General features: G+C 70.8%; 21 protein-coding genes. 10 read left to right on the forward strand and 11 right to left on the reverse strand.

What is annotated here, in order from left to right:
• Nucleotides 1–36: 36 nt before the first annotated feature.
• Entirely contained in the window at nt 37–1047 is a 1011-nt protein-coding gene (locus ACZ7OU_RS32010) for an aldo/keto reductase (RefSeq protein WP_470258071.1), read from the reverse strand.
• Between the two features lie 84 nt (nt 1048–1131).
• Here ACZ7OU_RS32010 and ACZ7OU_RS32015 point away from each other — a divergent pair, with 84 nt between their 5' ends.
• Nucleotides 1132–1692: a TetR/AcrR family transcriptional regulator gene (locus tag ACZ7OU_RS32015; protein WP_470258072.1), complete on the forward strand. Its 561-nt coding sequence runs from the start codon at nt 1132–1134 to the stop codon at nt 1690–1692.
• On the opposite strand, the gene ACZ7OU_RS32020 is transcribed toward ACZ7OU_RS32015, so the two are convergent.
• Nucleotides 1676–2890 (reverse strand): FAD-dependent monooxygenase, encoded by a 1215-nt coding sequence (locus ACZ7OU_RS32020; protein ID WP_470258073.1) that lies wholly within the window; start codon nt 2888–2890, stop codon nt 1676–1678. The two genes, ACZ7OU_RS32015 and ACZ7OU_RS32020, sit on opposite strands and share 17 nt — an antisense overlap.
• Nucleotides 2891–2967: 77 nt before the next feature.
• On the opposite strand from ACZ7OU_RS32020, the gene ACZ7OU_RS32025 reads away from it, so the two are divergent.
• Nucleotides 2968–3498 (forward strand): TetR/AcrR family transcriptional regulator, encoded by a 531-nt coding sequence (locus ACZ7OU_RS32025; protein ID WP_470244170.1) that lies wholly within the window; start codon nt 2968–2970, stop codon nt 3496–3498.
• 1 nt (nt 3499) lies between these two features.
• On the opposite strand, the gene ACZ7OU_RS32030 is transcribed toward ACZ7OU_RS32025, so the two are convergent.
• The 3 genes from ACZ7OU_RS32030 to ACZ7OU_RS32040 are packed head-to-tail and all read right to left on the reverse strand — an operon-like array spanning nt 3500 to nt 6197.
• The gene (locus ACZ7OU_RS32030) at nt 3500–5122 is read right to left on the reverse strand and encodes an acyl-CoA dehydrogenase family protein (protein WP_470258074.1); all 1623 of its coding nucleotides are present in this window, start codon (nt 5120–5122) and stop codon (nt 3500–3502) included.
• Nucleotides 5106–5711, reverse strand: coding sequence for a TetR/AcrR family transcriptional regulator (locus tag ACZ7OU_RS32035; RefSeq protein ID WP_470244172.1), 606 nt, complete (start codon nt 5709–5711; stop codon nt 5106–5108). Before ACZ7OU_RS32035 ends, ACZ7OU_RS32030 begins: the two co-directional genes overlap by 17 nt.
• A gap of 33 nt (nt 5712–5744) precedes the next feature.
• Complete coding sequence (locus tag ACZ7OU_RS32040) at nt 5745–6197, reverse strand: P-loop NTPase family protein (RefSeq protein ID WP_470258075.1); 453 nt, start codon at nt 6195–6197, stop codon at nt 5745–5747.
• 54 nt (nt 6198–6251) lie between these two features.
• Between ACZ7OU_RS32040 and ACZ7OU_RS32045 the strand changes: the two genes are divergently transcribed.
• Complete coding sequence (locus tag ACZ7OU_RS32045) at nt 6252–7223, forward strand: SDR family NAD(P)-dependent oxidoreductase (protein WP_470258076.1); 972 nt, start codon at nt 6252–6254, stop codon at nt 7221–7223.
• Here the strand turns inward: ACZ7OU_RS32045 and ACZ7OU_RS32050 are convergent.
• Both ACZ7OU_RS32050 and ACZ7OU_RS32055 read right to left on the reverse strand, forming a co-directional pair.
• The gene (locus ACZ7OU_RS32050) at nt 7210–7851 is read right to left on the reverse strand and encodes a DUF1345 domain-containing protein (RefSeq protein WP_470258077.1); all 642 of its coding nucleotides are present in this window, start codon (nt 7849–7851) and stop codon (nt 7210–7212) included. The two genes, ACZ7OU_RS32045 and ACZ7OU_RS32050, sit on opposite strands and share 14 nt — an antisense overlap.
• Before the next feature lie 49 nt (nt 7852–7900).
• A complete protein-coding gene (locus ACZ7OU_RS32055) occupies nt 7901–8458 on the reverse strand; it encodes a helix-turn-helix domain-containing protein (protein ID WP_470244176.1) in 558 nt (185 codons plus the stop codon).
• Between the two features lie 41 nt (nt 8459–8499).
• Between ACZ7OU_RS32055 and ACZ7OU_RS32060 the strand changes: the two genes are divergently transcribed.
• The 4 genes from ACZ7OU_RS32060 to ACZ7OU_RS32075 are packed head-to-tail and all read left to right on the forward strand — an operon-like array spanning nt 8500 to nt 10282.
• A complete protein-coding gene (locus tag ACZ7OU_RS32060) occupies nt 8500–9018 on the forward strand; it encodes a GNAT family N-acetyltransferase (RefSeq protein WP_470258078.1) in 519 nt (172 codons plus the stop codon).
• A gap of 32 nt (nt 9019–9050) precedes the next feature.
• The gene (locus ACZ7OU_RS32065) at nt 9051–9500 is read left to right on the forward strand and encodes an SRPBCC domain-containing protein (RefSeq protein ID WP_470258079.1); all 450 of its coding nucleotides are present in this window, start codon (nt 9051–9053) and stop codon (nt 9498–9500) included.
• Nucleotides 9497–9829, forward strand: a complete 333-nt coding sequence (locus ACZ7OU_RS32070) for an ArsR/SmtB family transcription factor (protein ID WP_470258080.1) — start codon at nt 9497–9499, stop codon at nt 9827–9829. Before ACZ7OU_RS32065 ends, ACZ7OU_RS32070 begins: the two co-directional genes overlap by 4 nt.
• 12 nt (nt 9830–9841) lie before the next feature.
• Nucleotides 9842–10282 (forward strand): SRPBCC family protein, encoded by a 441-nt coding sequence (locus tag ACZ7OU_RS32075; RefSeq protein WP_470258081.1) that lies wholly within the window; start codon nt 9842–9844, stop codon nt 10280–10282.
• Nucleotides 10283–10287: 5 nt separating this feature from the next.
• Here the strand turns inward: ACZ7OU_RS32075 and ACZ7OU_RS32080 are convergent, their stop codons facing one another.
• On the reverse strand, nt 10288–10518 hold the full coding sequence (locus ACZ7OU_RS32080; RefSeq protein WP_470258082.1) for a hypothetical protein: 231 nt from the start codon (nt 10516–10518) through the stop codon (nt 10288–10290).
• Between the two features lie 1050 nt (nt 10519–11568).
• On the opposite strand from ACZ7OU_RS32080, the gene ACZ7OU_RS32085 reads away from it, so the two are divergent.
• A complete protein-coding gene (locus ACZ7OU_RS32085; protein ID WP_470244181.1) occupies nt 11569–12537 on the forward strand; it encodes a tyrosine-type recombinase/integrase in 969 nt (322 codons plus the stop codon).
• On the opposite strand, the gene ACZ7OU_RS32090 is transcribed toward ACZ7OU_RS32085, so the two are convergent.
• Nucleotides 12526–13533 (reverse strand): hypothetical protein, encoded by a 1008-nt coding sequence (locus tag ACZ7OU_RS32090; protein WP_470258083.1) that lies wholly within the window; start codon nt 13531–13533, stop codon nt 12526–12528. The genes ACZ7OU_RS32085 and ACZ7OU_RS32090 overlap by 12 nt on opposite strands.
• Nucleotides 13534–13673: 140 nt before the next feature.
• Complete coding sequence (locus ACZ7OU_RS32095) at nt 13674–14054, reverse strand: hypothetical protein (protein ID WP_470258084.1); 381 nt, start codon at nt 14052–14054, stop codon at nt 13674–13676.
• Nucleotides 14055–14120: 66 nt separating this feature from the next.
• Here ACZ7OU_RS32095 and ACZ7OU_RS32100 point away from each other — a divergent pair, with 66 nt between their 5' ends.
• Complete coding sequence (locus tag ACZ7OU_RS32100; RefSeq protein ID WP_470258085.1) at nt 14121–14912, forward strand: glycerophosphodiester phosphodiesterase; 792 nt, start codon at nt 14121–14123, stop codon at nt 14910–14912.
• A 3-nt stretch (nt 14913–14915) separates the two neighbouring features.
• On the opposite strand, the gene ACZ7OU_RS32105 is transcribed toward ACZ7OU_RS32100, so the two are convergent.
• Nucleotides 14916–15584 (reverse strand): transglycosylase family protein, encoded by a 669-nt coding sequence (locus tag ACZ7OU_RS32105; protein ID WP_470258086.1) that lies wholly within the window; start codon nt 15582–15584, stop codon nt 14916–14918.
• A gap of 244 nt (nt 15585–15828) precedes the next feature.
• Here ACZ7OU_RS32105 and ACZ7OU_RS32110 point away from each other — a divergent pair, with 244 nt between their 5' ends.
• The gene (locus ACZ7OU_RS32110; RefSeq protein ID WP_470258087.1) at nt 15829–17229 is read left to right on the forward strand and encodes an MFS transporter; all 1401 of its coding nucleotides are present in this window, start codon (nt 15829–15831) and stop codon (nt 17227–17229) included.
• The last annotated feature ends 28 nt before the right edge of the window (nt 17230–17257 follow it).

Below are 17257 nucleotides of genomic sequence, written 5' to 3' on the forward strand. Positions count from 1 at the left end.
GGTGCTGGTTTCTGTCGGTGCCCCGGTCCGCCCGGCTCAGGCCGCGGCGCGGTCGGCGAGCGGGCGGCGGCGCAGCTCCGCCCGCGTCAGCGCCGGCGGCTGGTACGTCTGGTCGAGGGTCCCGACGTCGGTGCCCGGCGGAACGATCTCGTCGATGCGGTCGAGGAGGTCGTCGGAGAGGGTGACGTCCAGGCCGGCCAGCAGGTCGTCGAGGTGGGCCATCGTGCGGGCCCCCAGCAGCGCGCTCGTCACGTCGGGGTGGGCGATCGTGAACGCCATCGCGAGGTGGGTCATGGGCAGGCCCGCTTCCGCGGCGAGGGCGGTGAACTTCGCGACGACGTCGAGCCGGGTTTCGTCGTTGAGGTGGCGGACCAGGGCGGCGCGGCGCAGCTCGTCGTGCGGGCGGCCGGTGAGCAGTCCCTGGCCGAGCGGACCCCAGACCAGCGTGCCCATGCCGAAGCGGCGGCTGACGGGCAGGACCTCGCGTTCGATGCCGCGGTTGAGCAGGGAGTAGACCGGCTGTTCGGTGTGGAACCCGGTGAGCCCGCGGCGTTCGGCGATCCAGTGGGCTTCGACGATGCCGGACGCGGGCGTGCCGGACGCGCCGATCGCGCGGACCTTGCCGCTGCGCAGGAGATCGGTGAGCGCGGCGAGGGTTTCCTCGAGGTCGGTGCCGGGGTCGGGGCGGTGCAGCTGGTAGAGGTCGATGTGGTCGGTCCGCAGGCGCCGCAATGAGTTCTCGACGGCGGTGACGATCCAGCGCCGTGACGCGCCCTGGTGGTTGGGGTCCTGGCCGGTCGGGCGGCCGAACTTGGTGGCGAGCACGACGTCGTCGCGGCGGCCTTCCAGTGCCTTGCCGACGATCTCCTCGGAGTCGCCGTAGGCGTCGGCGGTGTCGACGAAGTTGATGCCGGCGTCGAGGGCCTTGTGGAGGACGCGGGCCGAGTCGCCGGGGTCGGCGTTGCCGATCGACGTCGCGAACATCAGCGTGCCCAGTGCGTAGGGGCTGACCTTGATGCCGGTCCGGCCCAGGGTGCGGTACTGCATGGGGACTCCTCGGGTAGCCTTAACCGGAAAGCTTTTCCACAACTATACGGAAAGGCTTTCCGCTTAGCTACCCGGAGGAGCGCCATGCCCGAAGAGCCGCGACGCCGGCGCGCCGACGCGCAACGCAACGTCGACGCCTTGCTGGAGGCGGCGAAGAGCGTCTTCGCGACCTCGGGGGTGGACGCGCCGGCCAAGGAGATCACCGACCTCGCCGGGGTCGGCGTGGGCACGCTCTACCGGCACTTCCCGCAGCGCGCGGACCTGGTCGCGGCGGTGCTGCAGCGCGAGATCGACGTCGTGGCGCAGGCCGGACCGGCGCTCGGCGCGGGCCACGAGCCGGCCGAGGCGCTGCACAGGTGGCTGCGCCGCTACACGGAGTTCGTCGGCACGAAACGGGGGTTCGCCGCGGCCCTGCACTCGGGCGACCCGGCGTTCGACGCCTTGCCCGGCTACTTCATGCAGCGGATGGAACCGGTACTGGCGGCCCTGCTGGAAGCGGCGGCGGGCGAGGTTCGCGCCGATGTCAGCGCGAAAGACCTCTTGCACGCCGTCGCCCTGCTCTGCCAGCCCGTGCGAGGCGAGGACCTGGAGTACAACCAGCGGATGGTCGCGGTCCTCGTCGACGGGCTCAGGCCACGGGCGTGACCGCGTAGTCCTTGACCCGCATCGAGTCGTGCATCCGCACGCCGCCGGTGTTGAGCTTCGCCAGCGCCGTCGTGACGCGGGCGGGCAGGGCGGAGACCAGCTGGCCGCCGCGGGCCAGTGCCCACACCCCGGCGCGCGAGCCGGGGATCAGGCTCCGGGCGGCGCCGACGGCGAACGCGCGGCTCTTGCGCACCAGCTCGCCCATTTCGCTTTCGTAGGCGGCGAAAGCGCGTTCGTGGTCGCCGCCGGCCGCGGCCAGTTCGCCGGCGAGGACGTACGCGCCGAGCACCGCGAGGCTGGTGCTGCCGCCGACGGCCGGGCCGGGGCAGTAGCCGGCGTCGCCGACGAGCGTGACGCGCCCGCGTGACCACGTCTCGAGGCCGAGCTGGGTGATCGAGTCGAAGTAGAACGGACCGGGGCCGGCGAGTTCGGCGAGCCAGCCGTCGACCTGCGGGTGCATCCCGGCGTAGGCCTCGCGCAGCAGCTCCTGCTGCCGCGCGACGTCGCGGTGGTGGTAGTCGAGCTGCTCGTCGCGGCGGAACAGGAACACCGCGCGGGCTTCGTCGAGGTGCCGGGCGCTGTAGACGCCGGCGGTGCGGCCGGGGCCGAGGTGCAGGACGGTCTCGCCGTCGCCGAGGCCGTTGGTGTCCGGCATGGAGAGCACGGCCAGGTAGGCGCCGATGAACTTCGTCAGGCCGGCTTCCTCGCCGAAGACCAGGCGCCGGACGTTCGAGTGCAGCCCGTCGGCGCCGACGACGACGTCGAACTTCCGGGGTGCGGCGTGTTCGAAGGTGACGTCGCCGTCGGGGGAGAGGGCGGTGATCGAGTCGCCGAAGAGGTACTCGGCGTCGTCACGGCCGGCGTCGTAGTAGATCTCGCTGAGGTCGTCGCGCATGATCTCGGCGTGCCGGTCGGAGGTGGCGCGGTAGATCTTCGACAGGTCCACCCGCGACGGGCGGCGCACGCCTTCCCGGTACAGCGTCATCCGGGTGGTGCCGGTCTTGAGGGCTTCGACCCGAGGCAGGACGCCCATCTTCTCGGTGATCTCCATGGCGGGCCGGAACAGGTCGACGGCGTGCCCGCCGGTCTTGCGCAGGGCCGGGGCGCGTTCGACGACGGAGACGTCGAAGCCGTGGCGGGTGAGCCAATAGGCGAGCACCGGCCCCGCGATGCTGGCGCCCGAGACGAGAATCCGCATGAGTACCTCCCTGACTTAACGGTAGGTAAGTTGTACCACAGCTCCTTACCTATCGTTAAGTCAGTTATGCTGGGTCCGTGCCGAAACCCTCCGACACCAAGCAGCGCATCCTCGACGCCGCGCGCGACCTCTTCACGACCCAAGGGGTGCAGCGCACCAGCCTCCAGGACATCGCCGACCGGCTGGGCATCACCAAGCCCGCGCTCTACTACCACTTCCCGTCGCGCGACGACCTCGTCCGCAGCATCGTCCAGCCCATGCTCGACGACGGCGAGAAGTTCCTCCTCGACCAGGAGGCCCGCGGTGACGCGCCGGTGCGGGAGCTGATCGAGGGGTTCTTCGACTTCAACTACCGCCACCGCGCGGACGTGGTCATGCTGCTGGCCGAGATGCCGACGCTGGCCGACCTCGGGCTCATCGACAAGGTGCTGGCCTGGCGCACCCGGCTCACCGGGCTGATGTGCGGCCCTTCCCCGACCCTCGAACAGCAGGCGCGCGCGATCCTGGCACTGGGCGGCCTGCAGGACGTCTGCATGCAGTTCCCCGACGCCCCGGTCGCGGAGCTCAAGGCCGCCGCGGTCGCCGGGGCGCTGGACGCGCTGGGCTGACTCAGCGCACCGCCGCGCGGTCGATGATCGCGCCCGTGTCGACCCCGGCCGGCAACGTGCCGAACGCGATGCCCCAGTCGCCGCCGAAGCGGGACGCGCAGAACGCGTCCGCGACCGCCGGGTGGCCGTGGCGCACCAGCAGCGATCCCTGCAGCACCAGCGCCATCGACTCGACCACCCGCCGCGCCCGGTACTCGATCGCGTCGAGGTCGGTCAGCTCCTTGCGGACGCGGTCGACGGCGTCGTCGAGCCGGCTGTCGCCGCCGGCCGCCCGCTCGACCTCGGCGAAGAAGGCCGCGACCGTCTCCGGCTGCTTGCCCATGGCGCGCAACGCGTCCAGCGCGGCGACGTTGCCCGAGCCTTCCCAGATCGACGACAGCGGTGCCTCGCGGTAGAGCCGCGGCATGCCCGACTCCTCGACGTACCCGTTGCCGCCGAAGCATTCCAGGGCTTCGGCCGCGTGCATCGGCGCCCGCTTGCACACCCAGTACTTCGACACCGCGAGCCCGAGCCGCCGGAACGCCTGCTCCTGCGCGTCGTCGCGCCGGTCGCCCGCCGCGGCCAGCCGCATCGCCACCGTCGTCGCCGCTTCGGACTCGACCACGAGGTCGGCGAGCACGTTCGCCATCAGCGGCTGGTCGACCAGGGCCTTGCCGAAGGCGTGCCGGTGGGTCGCGTGGTGGACCGCGCGGACCGCGCCCAGGCGCATGCCGGACGCGCTGCCGAGCGTGCAGTCCAGGCGGGTGTTGTTGACCATCTCGATGATGGTCCGGACCCCGCGGCCCTCCTCGCCGACGAGCCAGCCGACGGCGTGGTCGTACTCGATCTCCGACGACGCGTTGGACCGGTTGCCCAGCTTGTCCTTCAGCCGCTGCAGCCGGATCGGGTTGAGCGAGCCGTCGGGCAGGACGCGGGGGAGCAGGAAGCAGGAGAGCCCGCCGGGTGCCTGGGCGAGGGTCAGGAACATGTCCGACATCGGCGCCGAGGTGAACCACTTGTGCCCGACGAGGGTGTAGCTGCCGTCGGCGCCCGGGGTCGCCGTCGTGGTGTTGGCGCGGACGTCGGAGCCGCCCTGCTTCTCGGTCATCGACATGCCCGCGATCAGGCCGCGCTTGGTGCTCGGCTCGCGCAGCCCGAAGTCGTACTCGGTCGAGGCCAGCAGCGGCTCGTACCGCGCGGCCAGCTCCGGGTTGGCCCGCAGCGCCGGGATCGCCGCGTAGGTCATCGAAATCGGGCAGCTGTGCCCGGCCTCGACCTGCCCCCACACGTAGAACTTCGCCGCCCGGGCCGCGTGCACGCCGTTGCGCGGGTCCTGCCACGGCGTGCCGTGCAGGCCGTGCGACACCGCGACGGTCATCAGGTCGTGCCAGTACGGGTGGAACTCGACCTCGTCGATCCGGTTGCCGTAGCGGTCGTGGGTGCGCAGCACCGGCTCGTTCTCGTTGACCACCCGGCCCCACTCCTGGGCCTGCTCGCTGCCGGCGAGCCGGCCCAGCTCGTGCAGCTCGTCCGACGCCCAGCCCGCGCCGGCTCGTTCGAGCCCGGCCAGCAGCGCGGGGTCGTCGGCGACGTCGTGGCCCTGCAGCGTCGGGACCTGGTTGGTGACCTCATGCGTGGCGGGCATCGGAACCTCCTAGAGCGCGGACGACGAACGTGCGGAGCTCGGCGACGTCACCGGCGTTGCCGCTGGTCAACGGGCCGATCAGGACTTCGGCGGCGGCACCCACCAGCGCGGCGGCGGTGAGCCGGCCGTCCTGGGGCGGCAGCACGCCTTGCCGGACCCCGGCCGCGACGTGCTCGGCGACGACCTCGGTGAACGCCCGCCGGAACTCGAGCCGTTCGGCATCGATCCGAGCGTCGACCGGCTCGGCGAGCAGGGCGTAGGCCTGACGGGGAGCCTTGAGCGCGCGCTGGGCGAAGGTCTCGAACACGGCGAGGACGCGTTCGGCGGGTTCCCCGGGCCGCGCGGACGCGGCCCGGACCGCCTCGACCTCCCGCGTGACGACCTGCCGGAACACGTGCACGACCAGGTCGGCTTTGGTGGGGAAGTGCTGGTAGACGCTCCCGACGGCCACCCCGGCCCGCTCGGCGACGGCGGCGACGGAGCAGCCGCTGTAGCCGAGGTCGGCAAGCTGTTCGGTCGCCGCGGCGACGATCGTCTCGCGCTGGGCGTCGAGCCGTTCCTGGACCTTCGGGGTGCGGCGGTAGGGCACGTCAAGAAGTGAAGCACTGATTCATTGCTTCAGTCAACGCTCGCCGAGGAAGCGCCGCACCGCCCGCGGCGACCGCAGCTCCACCACCTCGACGCCCGACGCGGCCAGCGCCCGCCGCACCGCGGGCAGGTGCCGCCACCGGTAGCTCAGCACCCACGACCAGAAGTCCCACCGCTCACGACCCCGCCGCACCGCCCGCCACACACACCGCGCCGGCGACAGGTTCAGCAGCACCGCCGTGTCCGCCACCGCGGCCCGGACCTCCAGCACGTCGTACGGACCGAGATCACCGTCGAGGATCCACTTCGGACTCGCCACCAGCTCCCGTTGCCGCGCAACCCACTCCGCCCGGGACAACCCGGCCGGGCCCGGCTGCCAGAACACGCCGTCCAGCTCCACCACCGGCAGCCCGGTCCGCGCCCCGAGCCGACGCGCGAACACCGACTTCCCGGACCCGCCGCACCCCAGCACCAGCACCCGCTCCACGCCGCCATTCTCGCGCTTGCGCTGGAGCGCGCTCCAGCTCCTACCGTCGAACCCATGACCACTCCGCAGCACAAGATCGGCTCCGGCTTCGGGGCCTCCAGCACCGCGGCCGAGGTCCTCGCCGGCGTCGACCTGACCGGCAAGCTCGCCCTCGTCACCGGCGGCTACTCGGGCATCGGCCTGGAGACCACCCGCGTTCTCGCGGACGCCGGTGCCCGCGTCGTCGTCCCCGCCCGTCGCCGCGCCGCGGCCGAGGACGCCCTCGACGGGATCCCGAACGCCGAGGTCGGCGAGCTCGACCTCGGCGACCTCGACAGCGTCCGCGCCTTCGCCGACGGCTTCCTCGACTCCGGCCGCCGTCTCGACCTCGTCGTCGGCAGCGCCGGCGTCATGGCCTGCCCCGAAACCCGCGTCGGGCCCGGGTGGGAAGCCCAGTTCGCCACCAACCACCTCGGCCACTTCGCCCTGGTCAACCACCTCTGGCCGGCCATCGCCGACGGCGCCCGCGTCATCTCCGTCTCCTCGCGCGGCCACCACTTCTCACCGATCCGCTGGGACGACGTCCACTTCGGACACGACTACGACCGGTGGCTCGCCTACGGGCAGGCCAAGACCGCCAACGTCCTGTTCGCCGTCCACCTCGACCGCCTCGGCCGGGATCGCGGTGTGCGGGCCTTCGCGCTGCACCCCGGCTCGATCATGACCAACCTCCTGCGCCACATCCCGCGGGAAGAGTGGCGCGCCCACGGCTGGCTCGACGAACACGGCAACCCCACCGACTACTTCAAGACCGTCGAAGCCGGTGCCGCCACCCAGGTCTGGGCCGCGACCTCCGCTCAGCTCGACGGTATGGGCGGGGTCTACCTCGAAGACTGCGACATCGCCGAGCCCGCGCCCGCGGACGACGGCGTCACCGCGGTCCGCCACCGTGTCGGCGTCCGCGAGTACGCCGTCGACCCCGAGCAGGCCGCGCGACTGTGGGCGTTGTCGGCCGAGCTCACCGGCATCGACGCTATTTCCCGGTGATCACGCCGACCGCGATCCCGAGGATGGCCGTGTTGTAGACGAACGACACCACGCTGTGCGTCAGCACCGTGTACCGGATCGGCCGCGCCTGAACCTCCACATCGGACGTCGCGAACGACGTCCCCACGGTGAACGCGAAGTAGGCGAAGTCCAGCAGGTTCGGCCGTTCCGTCGCCGGGAACCGCAGACCGGGTCCCGGCGCGGCCCGGTAGTGCAGGTGCGCGTAGCGGTCGGCGTACCCGAAGTGCAGCAGGATCCACGCCGCCAGCACCGCCGGTACCGCGCTGATCTGCAGCACCGACGCGTACTCGTCGTCCTCCTCGGCGATGACGTTCGCCACGAGGATCAGGAACCCCGCCGACATCCCGACGACGCTCACCAGCAGCGTCGCCGCGAAGCTCGACCGCCGGCCCAGCAGGCTGTGCAGCCACGTCGGCTCGCCGTCACCCGCGAGCCGGTAGCGCCGGATCCGCACGAACCGGGTCACGATCACCGCCACCGCCAGCACGTCCCACGCCAGCAGGAACACCACGTCCAGCCCGGTATCCGGGGCGATGAGCCAGCCCAATCCCAGCAGTACCAGCAGGAACTCCGCGCACTGGTACCAGATCCTCCGCAGTCGACGCACCGCGCGAAGCTAGCGGTCCGAGCGCGCGAGGGCACGCCGGATCACCTGGTCAGGTGGCGCGCGGCACCAGCGCGACCAGGTAGCGACAGGGCCGCGAGCCCGGGTTCGTGAACACGCGCTCCGGCGCGGTCCCCAGCTGCAGGCAGTCCCCGGCGTCCAGCTCGTGCACCTCGGCACCCTCGCGCAGGCGCAGGTGCCCGTCCAGCACCCAGATCTGCTGGTGCAGGAACCCGCTGGCGAGCAACGGCACCTCCGCGCCGGCGGGCAGCTCGATTTCGACCAGCTCCAGCGGACGGCCGCCGGCGGGGGAGACCGCGCGCCGCCGGTATCCGGTGTCCGGATCGACCCACACCGGCTGTTCGGCCGCGCGCACCAGCCGCCGCTCGTCGCCCTCGGCTCGTGCGATCAGCTCCGACAGCGTCATCCCGAGCGCCGACGACAGCTTCGCCAGCAACGCCGCCGTCGGCTGGACGTCACCCCGCTCGATCTTGCCGATCATCGCCCGCGACACCCCGGACGCCTCGGCCAGAGCGGCCGCCGAGAGACCTCGGGACGTCCGTGCGGCGTGCACGGTGGCGGCCAGGCGCGTGGTCAGGGGATCGGTCATGGGTTGATACTATACGACCTGTTCTGGCTACCATATGAGCCATGCTGATCCGAGACGCCACTCCTGAAGACGCGGCCGCCTGCGCCGCCATCTACGCGCCCTACGTCACCGACACCGTCATCTCCTTCGAAGACGAGCCACCGTCGGCAGAAGAGATGGCTCGCCGGATCGCTCAGGCTCACGCCTGGTTCGTCCTCGAAGACGACGGCACCGTCGCCGGCTTCGCCTACGCGCACCCCTTCGCCGCGCGCGCCGCCTATCGGTGGTCGTGCGAAACGAGCATCTACCTCGAACTCGGCCGCCGCCGGACGGGCGGTGGCCGCGCGCTGTACGAGACGCTGTTCGAACGGCTGCGCGAGCGCGGGTTCTGCCGTGCCCTGGCGGGCATGGCCCTGCCCAACGACGCGAGCGCCGGCCTGCACCGCGCGCTCGGGTTCGAGCCGGTGGGCGTCTACCGCCGGGTCGGCTGGAAGCACGGCGCCTGGCGTGACGTCGCGTGGGTCCAGAAGGACCTTCATGCAACCGATGGTTGCGCATCGCCGCCGGTGCCGTTAACGTGACACGCAACCAAACGTTGCACTAGGAGCCCGGCATGGAATACGGCACACTCGACCGCGAGATCCACATCGACGCCACCCCCGACGTGGTCTTCGACGTCGTCAGCAGCCCCGAACACCTCCGCGAGTGGTGGCCCGACGAGGCCGAGTACCCCGTCGAACCGGGTGGTGCGGGCCGGATCGGCTTCGGTGGCAGTTGGGTGCAGTTCACCGTCGTCGACGCCATCCCCCCGAAGCTCTTCTCCTTCCGCTGGGCCCACGCCGAGGGCGAGACGGCCGCGCCCGGCAACTCGTTCCTCGTCGTCTTCGAGCTCGAAGCCTCGGGGACCGGGACTCGTCTGCGGATGACCGAGACCGGCTTCCGCGAGCGCGGCTGGGACGAAGCCAAGATCGCCGCCGAGTACGCCGACCACGTCAGCGGCTGGGACCACTTCCTCCCGCGCCTGCCCGCATACGCCATCAAGGTGGGAGCCGCGACCCCGTGAGCACCGCCGTGGACGACGACCTCTGGTCGGCCATCGGCGACCCCACCCGGCGCCGCCTGCTCGACCTGCTGCTGAACGACGGCAGCGCGACCGCCACGAGCCTGAGCGAGCACCTCCCGGTGACCCGCCAGGCCGTCGCGAAGCACCTCACCGTCCTCGACCACGTCGGCCTCGTGCACGCGACGGCCGCCGGGCGCGAGAAGCAGTACCGCGTCGACGAAGCCCAGCTCGCCCGCGCCGTCGCGCAGCTGGCCGACGTCGGCGCCGCCTGGGACGCCCGGCTCCGCCGCATCAAGCGCATCGCCGAGACCATCCAGAAGAACCTCTAGAGAGGCACGACCATGGACATCCTGCACCGCATCGGCATCGAGAAGTCCACGCCGGAGAAGGTCTACGAGGCCGTCACCACCCTCGACGGCCTGTCCGCGTGGTGGGCCCACAAGACCGTGGGCGACGTCGAGCTCGGCGGCGTCATCGCGTTCCGGTTCACCGCCGGCGGCTTCGACATGAAGGTCACCGAGCTCGACCCGGACCGGCTCGTCCGCTGGGAGGTCGTCGACGGACCGCCCGAGTGGGTCGGCACGACGATCCGCTGGGACATCGAACAGCGCGGCGACTACACGATCGTCCTGTTCAAGCACGAAGGCTGGCGCGAGGCCGGCGAGTTCATGCACCACTGCAGCACGAAGTGGGCGATCTTCCTGATGAGCCTCAAGCAGCTGCTGGAGACCGGGAAGGGCGCCCCGGACCCCCACGACGTCGCGATCAGCGACTGGCACTGACGCGCTTACCAGCCCTCCGTCAGCACGTGGTCGAGCACATCGGCGAAGTAGTCGGCGTCCGCATTGGACAGATCGAGGTTGGTCGGTTCCTTGGCCACCAACCAGGTGGCCCGGTCGAGCTGCCCGGCCGCGGCCGGGGTCGCGTCGACCAGCTTCACGTTCGCCTTGGCGTCGGCCGCGGCGCCGGAAGGACCCGGCCCACCGCAGGCCGCGCACAGGACCCCGATCGCGCACAAGGCGCCGATCGTGAGTCTGGGGGAGAGGGACATCGCGGTGACAAGGGGAGCCCGGCGCGACGCAGTAGCCGCCGGTGGTGATGTCGACGCAGCTGGACAGGGTTGGTCGGCCACTGGTCCGGCTCCGGGACCCGCTCGTCCGGGTGGGTGCAGACGGAGTCGGGCCGCCCGAGGTGATCGGACATCGCCGCGTCGATCGCGGCGCGCATGTCGACGGACTTCTCTGCCCCGGCCGCCTCCCGCAGGCCGCGGCGAGCCAGGGGGACACGCACCAATGAGTCCGGCGACATCAGCCGGTGATCCGGCGCCGGCGGGTCGACGGCCTCGTAGTGGTTGCCGTGCACCAGAAGCCCACGTCACACCGCACTCACCGACGGGACTGACCGGCGCCGCGGCGACAGCGGGTCGCGGTGTCGGACGTGGAGCACGGTCGAGTACTCGCACACGCTCACGACGCTCCGACAGCAGATGGGGTTCTGAGGGGAGGCTCCCGGATCGACTACTTGACATAATGTACATTATCGGCACTTAGGGACACGCTGCGACGAAGAGCCGGGAGGGGTGCCGAAGCCGGCCTTCGAGCGGTGCGTCCGGTTCGTCAGGACGGCTTCTCCTGAGGTTTCTCGTCGAGCCTTCCGACGTACTGGACACCAAGGGCCCCTGGAGACGCCTTCGGGAGGCCGTAGGAGCATCCCCTGAAGCCGAGGATCGGATGCGCTGCCACTCAACCTCAAAACGTCACGGTGACGAAACTATGTCAGGTGATCCGGCACTGAGACGGCGATTGGCGACCTGCCCGCGGACGTCCCGGCGACCGATTCGCCCCGGGTGGCGCCCCGAGCGATCCGCAGCGCTCGAACATATGTGCGCATCCCCGCCGCCGGGCACTCAAGGGGCGGATTCGAGCCTTGGATAGCATTCGAGAGTCTCGGATCCCCCAAGAGGGCTATTCCGGACTAAACCGACATTTCATGCATAATTGCCATTATGCATGAAATGGGAGGTGACCCGGCGACCGGAATTGTCGGTGCCGTGCTGTAGAAGATCCACATGAAGGTTTCCGAGGCCCAGCAAGCCTTCTTCGCGGCCCGCCGGCCCCGCAAGGACTCTCCGCACACCACCGACGCCTACCGCCGTGACCTCGCCGGGATCACCACTCTCCTGGTTTCGCAGCTCGGCCGCCCGGCCGAAGACCTGGACGTCGCCGATCTGACCGGACCGGCGCTGCGGTCGGTGTTCGGCGTGTTCGCCGACGGCCATGCGAAGAGCTCGGTGCTGCGGGCCTGGTCGACGTGGAACCAGTTCCTGACGTTCTGCGTGGCGGACGGGCTGCTGGAGGGCAATCCGATGGGTGCGGTGGCGCGGCCGCGGACGCCGGCGTTGACGCCGAAACCGTTGCGGGGTGAGGAAACCCCGGAACAGCTGCTGTCGGCGGCGGCCGCGGGTTCGCGGCGTGCGCGGGATCCGTGGCCGGAGCGGGACGTGCTGGTGATCGCGCTGGGGCTGGTGGCGGGGTTGCGTGCGGCGGAGATGCGGGCGTTGACGGCGCGGTCTCTGGTGGGGCGCGCGGGTGAGCTGCGGTTGCACGTGAAGGGGAAGGGCAGCCGGGATCGGTCGATTCCGGTGCAGCCGGTGCTGGCGGAGCTGATCGAGCGGTACCGGGAGTCGTGCCGGGTGCGGTTTTCGAGTGTGCGGTTCTCCCCTGGTTCGCCGTTGCTGCTGGATCGGTCGGGTGAGCCGATCGGGCGGGGTGCGCTGGAGTACCTGGTGAAGTCGTGTTATCGGGGGGCGGGGTTGCACGACCGGGTGCCGGTGGGGGCGAATCTGCATGCTTTGCGGCACACGTTCGCGACGCGGTTGGCGGAGGACGGGGCGACGGCGTCGGAGATCATGGCGTTGCTGGGGCACGCGAGCTTGGCGACGAGTCAGAACTACATCGAGGCGACGGGCCGGGAGCAGCGTGCGGCGGCGGCGAGCAATCGGACGTACCGGGCGCTGGACGGGCTGTCACCGGGGTGATCCGTCGAGGCCGGCGTAGATCGTCACGACGGGGTCTTCGGGTTGTTTGTAGCTGAGCCAGCTGAGCCGGTGTGCGCGGGTGAGGTCGGTTCCGGAGATCGTGGTGGCGAGGGCGTGGAAGCGGTCCGGGGCGATGCCGGACATCTCGAGCAGGTCGAGTACGCGGGCGGCGGCTTCGGCGTCGTTGTCGAGGTTGGGGTCGAGCGGGCAGTAGAGCGTGGCCGAGGCGGGGTGTGGGCTGCTCCCCCGGAAGGCCAGGCAGGTCATGGGGGCTTTGGCGAGATCGGTGCTGGGGTGGCCGTAGACGCGGGTGAGGATCTTGGTGAAGAGGTCCGGCTGGTGGTCGTCGGCGAGGGCGGCGACGCACTCGAGGTCGGCCGGGTCGCTGCCGGTGTGGCGGAGGTAGAGCTTGACCCTGGCTTCGGGTGCGGCGCCGAGGTCCAGTGCGAAGACCGCGATCTCGTGGTGGGCCTTGTCGGTCCACGGTGCGCTGAGCCCCAGGCGGTCCATGGCTTCGGCGACGGTTCGGTGGGGCTGTCCGCCCGCGGAGGGGTCGAGGTACACCTTGAACAGCGGCGCGCCGGTCCTGAGCGCGGTCGCGCAGAACATCGAGAACAGGCCGCCTGCCGGGGCGAAGAGATCTTCGATGAGGTGCAGCCTGGTCACGTCGGCGGTGGGCAGCCGTCGGATGAAGTGGTGGTCGGTCAGGCGTTCGGCGGTGTCCAGGGCTTCGAAGCCCATCCTGGCTTCGGCGCCGGTGCGGGTGAGGGCGAAGGAGAACTCGACGGGTGAGCCGTCGTTCGCGGCGAACGACGGCTGGTGGTCGAAGTCGGTGACAGGCCGGTCGGCCCAGTCCCCCATCAGGGTGGTCGCGAAGTCGGCGTGGTGGAGGTCGACGACCCGCGAGGCCGCGGCGAGGTGGGCGGTGACGACGTCCCGGTAGGTGGGTGTGTCCGTGCTGTCGACGCTCGCCCAGGCCCGCGCGCGTTCCGTCATCCGCGTCATCCCCCACGTTCAGCTCGCCGACGAGTACTGAGCGTCAGGGTTTCAGGCGCGGGTGGCCGGGGGCGATCCTTTGCGTACCGGCAAGGTGACGGGGTGTGCAAGATGTGCCCGAACGTCCTCGGCGGTGCCGGTCAGCGGAGCTGTTCGAGGTCCTTGGCGGCCCGGGCGATGTCGTCGGCCAGGGCGCGCAGCTCGCGGACGTCGGCGCCGTCGTCGGCGGCGGTCACGATGTCCTCCGCGGCGCAGCGGAGCTGGAACAGCCGGTCCTGAAGGGCGGCGACTTCGGTGTCGGACAGCACGACGGCGTCCTCGGGCAGGCCGCTTCGCTGCAGTGCGGTGCGGCGTTCGTAGGCACGCTGGCGGCAGGACTGGCCGCAGTACCGGCGGCGGCGGCCGACGTTGCCGGCTTCGGGGAGGCGTCGTCCGCACCAGCCGCAGTGCCGGGGCGCGCCGCGGCGGGCGGGCACGACTTCGACGGGGACGGGCTGGGCTAGTTCGGCGGCTTCCCTCACCAGGGAGACCCTAGCTGGCCACCGGTTGCTCATGCCGGGGTCATGGCGGAAGTGCACACTTGAGGGATGCAGTCGTCGTTTCCGTACCTGGCCGATCCGCTCCCCCGTGCGTTCGCGCACCGGGGGTGGCACCTCGACGAGCTCGACGGGCTGGAGAACTCGCTGCCGGCGTTCCGGCGGGCGTGTGCGGAAGGGTACCGGTACGTCGAGACGGACGTGCACGCGACGGCGGACGGTGTGGTGGTCGTGCACCACGACGCTCGCTTGGACCGGACGACCGACGGGTCGGGGGCGATCGCGACGCAGACATGGGAGCAGCTGAAGAACGTCAAGGTGGGTGGGCGGGCTCCGCTGTCGCGGCTGGAGGACGTGCTGGAGGAGCTGCCGGACGCGCGGTTCAACATCGACGTGAAGGCCGATCAGGCGGTGACGCCGTTCGTCGAGGTGCTGGAGCGGACGCGGGCGCACGACCGGGTGGCCGCGGCGGCGTTTTCGGACGCGCGGCTGGTGCGGTTGCGGAAGCTGGCGGGGCCGAAGCTGGTGACGGCGATGGGGCCGCGGTCGGCGTTCGCGTTGTGGGCGCGGGGGAAGCTGCCGCTGCTCCCCCTGGGGCGGCTGATGCTGGGTGCGATGGCGCAGGTGCCGGTGCGGCAGGGGGCGCTGCGGGTGGTGGACAAGGCGTTCCTGTCGATCGCGGGGCGGTCCGGGATCGAGGTGCACACGTGGACCATCGATGATCCGGCGGAGATGCGGATGTTGCTGGACCTGGGTGTGCACGGGATCGTGACGGACCGGCCGGACCTGCTGCGTGAGGTGCTGATCGAGCGCGGCTCCTGGCAGCGGTCCCAGGAGCCGTGAGCGTCAGCGGGGTGGCTTGCCGTTCCAGGCGGCTTCCCAGGTCTTGGGGCCGAGCAGTCCGCTGTCCTTGATGCCGTTGGCGCGCTGGAGGTCGAGGACGGCGGTGCGTGTCTTTTCGTAGTAGCAGCCGGTGCCGGTGAAGCCGTAGCCGAAGGCGTTCATGCGGAGCTGGAAGGCTTTGAGCGGGGCGGCGCAGTCGCCGAAGGCGTAGACGACGCCGGGCCACGGCGGTTTGCCGTTGGGGGGCGCCGGGGTGGGTGCGGGGGCCGGTCCGCCGCCGATGTAGGCGGCTTCGGCGTAGCTGGGGACGCGCTTGCTGCGGGCGTCGGCGTCGCCGGCGAGCTTGAGCATGCCGGCGCACTGCCAGGGTTGCCAGCCGCGCATGCGGTAGAGGTAGAGGGCGCGGTAGTCCTGTTCGGACGGTGCGGCCTGGTCGGGGCGGCCGGCGCCGCCGACGCTGCGCCAGGTAGGCAGGTCGAACTGGTACGCGCCGTAGTAGCCGTTGCCGGTGTTGGTGGCGTAGCGGCCGCTGGACTCGCACATGCGGAGCTTGGCCCAGGCCGTGGACGCGGGATCCGCGATGGCAACGGTGGGAATGGTGAGCTGCAGACCCAAGGCGGCGATGGCGAGAAGCAGGATTCTCGCGGTGGTGCGTCTCCGGTTCTGGATCATGGAAGCACAGTAGAAGCGTGTCCCACTGACCACAAGGGACACACTGCCCGCCTGAGTCTCACATGAAACTCTGTTCACACGAGTCAGCGACACGCGGTGACGCGCGGACCGTGATTGCCCCGGAAGTGACGGATGATCACGAAGCGACAAAGCGGACACGGTTTGGCGGTCCGGTCCCCCGCGTTCGGATGCGCCCCGTAGTCTCCGCGCTGACCTGCTGATCTTCGAGGTGAAGGAGCCGTGGATGACGCTGGCCGGGACGCGCTCGACCCAGCGCGAGCGCTGGGGCTGGTATTTCTACGACTGGGCGAATTCGCCGTTCTATTCGTCGACGACGACGGTGTTCGGCGCCCTTTCGATGAGCACGATCGCGGCCGCGGACGCGAAGTCGAACTTCACCCTTAACGGGGACCGCGCGTGCCTCGACGCGGCGGGTCAGCCGGACACTTTGCACAACTGCGACGTGACGTTGTTCGGGCTGCACTTCCCGGCCGGTTCGGTGTGGGGCTACCTGCTGTCGGTGGCGACGGTGGTGCAGGTGCTGGTGCTGCCGATCGCGGGGGCGGTGGCCGACCGGAGCCACAACAAGCGCCGGATCCTGGGCGGGTTCGCGTTCGTGGGTGCGGCGGCCGCGGCGGCGATGTTCTTCTTCGCCGGGTCGGACTGGCAGCTGGGCGTGGTGCTGTTCATCGTCGCGAACATCGGCTACGGCGGTTCGCTGGTCGTCTACTACTCGTTCCTGGTCGACATCGGCGGGCCGGACGAGCGGGACGACATCTCGGCGAAGGGCTGGGCGTTCGGGTACCTGGGCGGCGGGCTCGCGCTGGTGTTGCAGCTGGGGCTCTACCTCGGCCACGACGCCGTCGGCGTGAGCAAGGACCTGGCGGTGCAGATCTGCTTCCTGACCTCGGGGCTGTGGTGGGCGCTGTTCACCATCCCGGCGGTGCGGGCGCTCCCCCGCCGGCACACCCCGGTGGACGTGGTGCCGGGCAGGTCGGTGTTGCGGGCGGGGTTCGCGGAGCTGAGGCAGACGATCGTGGCGGCGAAGGCGTACCCGTTGACGCTGGCCTTCCTGGGCAGCTACCTGGTCTTCACCGACGGGATCAACACCGTGGTGACGGTGTCGGCGCAGTACGGCAAGGACGAGCTGAAGTTCGGCAACGAGGTCCTGATCGTGACGATCCTGGTGATCCAGTTCGTGGCGTACCTGGGCGGGACGCTGCACGGGCTGGTGGCGCGGCGGATCGGGGCGAAGCGGACGATCCTGGGCAGCCTGGTGCTGTGGGTCGTGGTGCTGGCCGGGGCGTACTTCGTGCAGCCGAAGCAGATGGTGCAGTTCCTGACGGTGGCGGTCGGGATCGGGCTGGTGCTGGGCGGGACGAACGCGTTGTCGCGGTCGTTGTTCAGCCAGATGATCCCGGCGGGCAAGGACGCGCAGTACTACTCGCTCTACGTGGTGGGTGAGCGCGGGACGTCGTGGCTGGGTCCGCTGCTGTTCGCCGGGGTGGGGCAGGCGACGGGGTCGTTCCGGCTGGCCATCATCGCGCTGGTGATCTTCTTCGCGGCGGGGCTGGTGCTCGTCTGGCTGGTGCCGGTGCGGCGCGCGATCGTGGCCGCGGGCAACACGCCGCCGGAGGTTCTGTGACGCTGTGACGTGGCTCGTTCGGCTGTCA

It is taken from the genome of Amycolatopsis sp. NPDC114505, from assembly GCF_055633615.1.

Coding starts and splice junctions, on each gene's coding strand:
- ACZ7OU_RS32010 (WP_470258071.1), bottom strand. CDS start 1,047: ATGCAGTACCGCACCCTGGGCCGGACCGGCATCAAGGTCAGCCCCTAC.
- ACZ7OU_RS32015 (WP_470258072.1), top strand. CDS start 1,132: ATGCCCGAAGAGCCGCGACGCCGGCGCGCCGACGCGCAACGCAACGTC.
- ACZ7OU_RS32020 (WP_470258073.1), bottom strand. CDS start 2,890: ATGCGGATTCTCGTCTCGGGCGCCAGCATCGCGGGGCCGGTGCTCGCC.
- ACZ7OU_RS32030 (WP_470258074.1), bottom strand. CDS start 5,122: ATGCCCGCCACGCATGAGGTCACCAACCAGGTCCCGACGCTGCAGGGC.
- ACZ7OU_RS32045 (WP_470258076.1), top strand. CDS start 6,252: ATGACCACTCCGCAGCACAAGATCGGCTCCGGCTTCGGGGCCTCCAGC.
- ACZ7OU_RS32055 (WP_470244176.1), bottom strand. CDS start 8,458: ATGACCGATCCCCTGACCACGCGCCTGGCCGCCACCGTGCACGCCGCA.
- ACZ7OU_RS32060 (WP_470258078.1), top strand. CDS start 8,500: ATGCTGATCCGAGACGCCACTCCTGAAGACGCGGCCGCCTGCGCCGCC.
- ACZ7OU_RS32065 (WP_470258079.1), top strand. CDS start 9,051: ATGGAATACGGCACACTCGACCGCGAGATCCACATCGACGCCACCCCC.
- ACZ7OU_RS32075 (WP_470258081.1), top strand. CDS start 9,842: ATGGACATCCTGCACCGCATCGGCATCGAGAAGTCCACGCCGGAGAAG.
- ACZ7OU_RS32085 (WP_470244181.1), top strand. CDS start 11,569: ATGAAGGTTTCCGAGGCCCAGCAAGCCTTCTTCGCGGCCCGCCGGCCC.
- ACZ7OU_RS32090 (WP_470258083.1), bottom strand. CDS start 13,533: ATGACGGAACGCGCGCGGGCCTGGGCGAGCGTCGACAGCACGGACACA.
- ACZ7OU_RS32100 (WP_470258085.1), top strand. CDS start 14,121: ATGCAGTCGTCGTTTCCGTACCTGGCCGATCCGCTCCCCCGTGCGTTC.
- ACZ7OU_RS32105 (WP_470258086.1), bottom strand. CDS start 15,584: ATGATCCAGAACCGGAGACGCACCACCGCGAGAATCCTGCTTCTCGCC.
- ACZ7OU_RS32110 (WP_470258087.1), top strand. CDS start 15,829: ATGACGCTGGCCGGGACGCGCTCGACCCAGCGCGAGCGCTGGGGCTGG.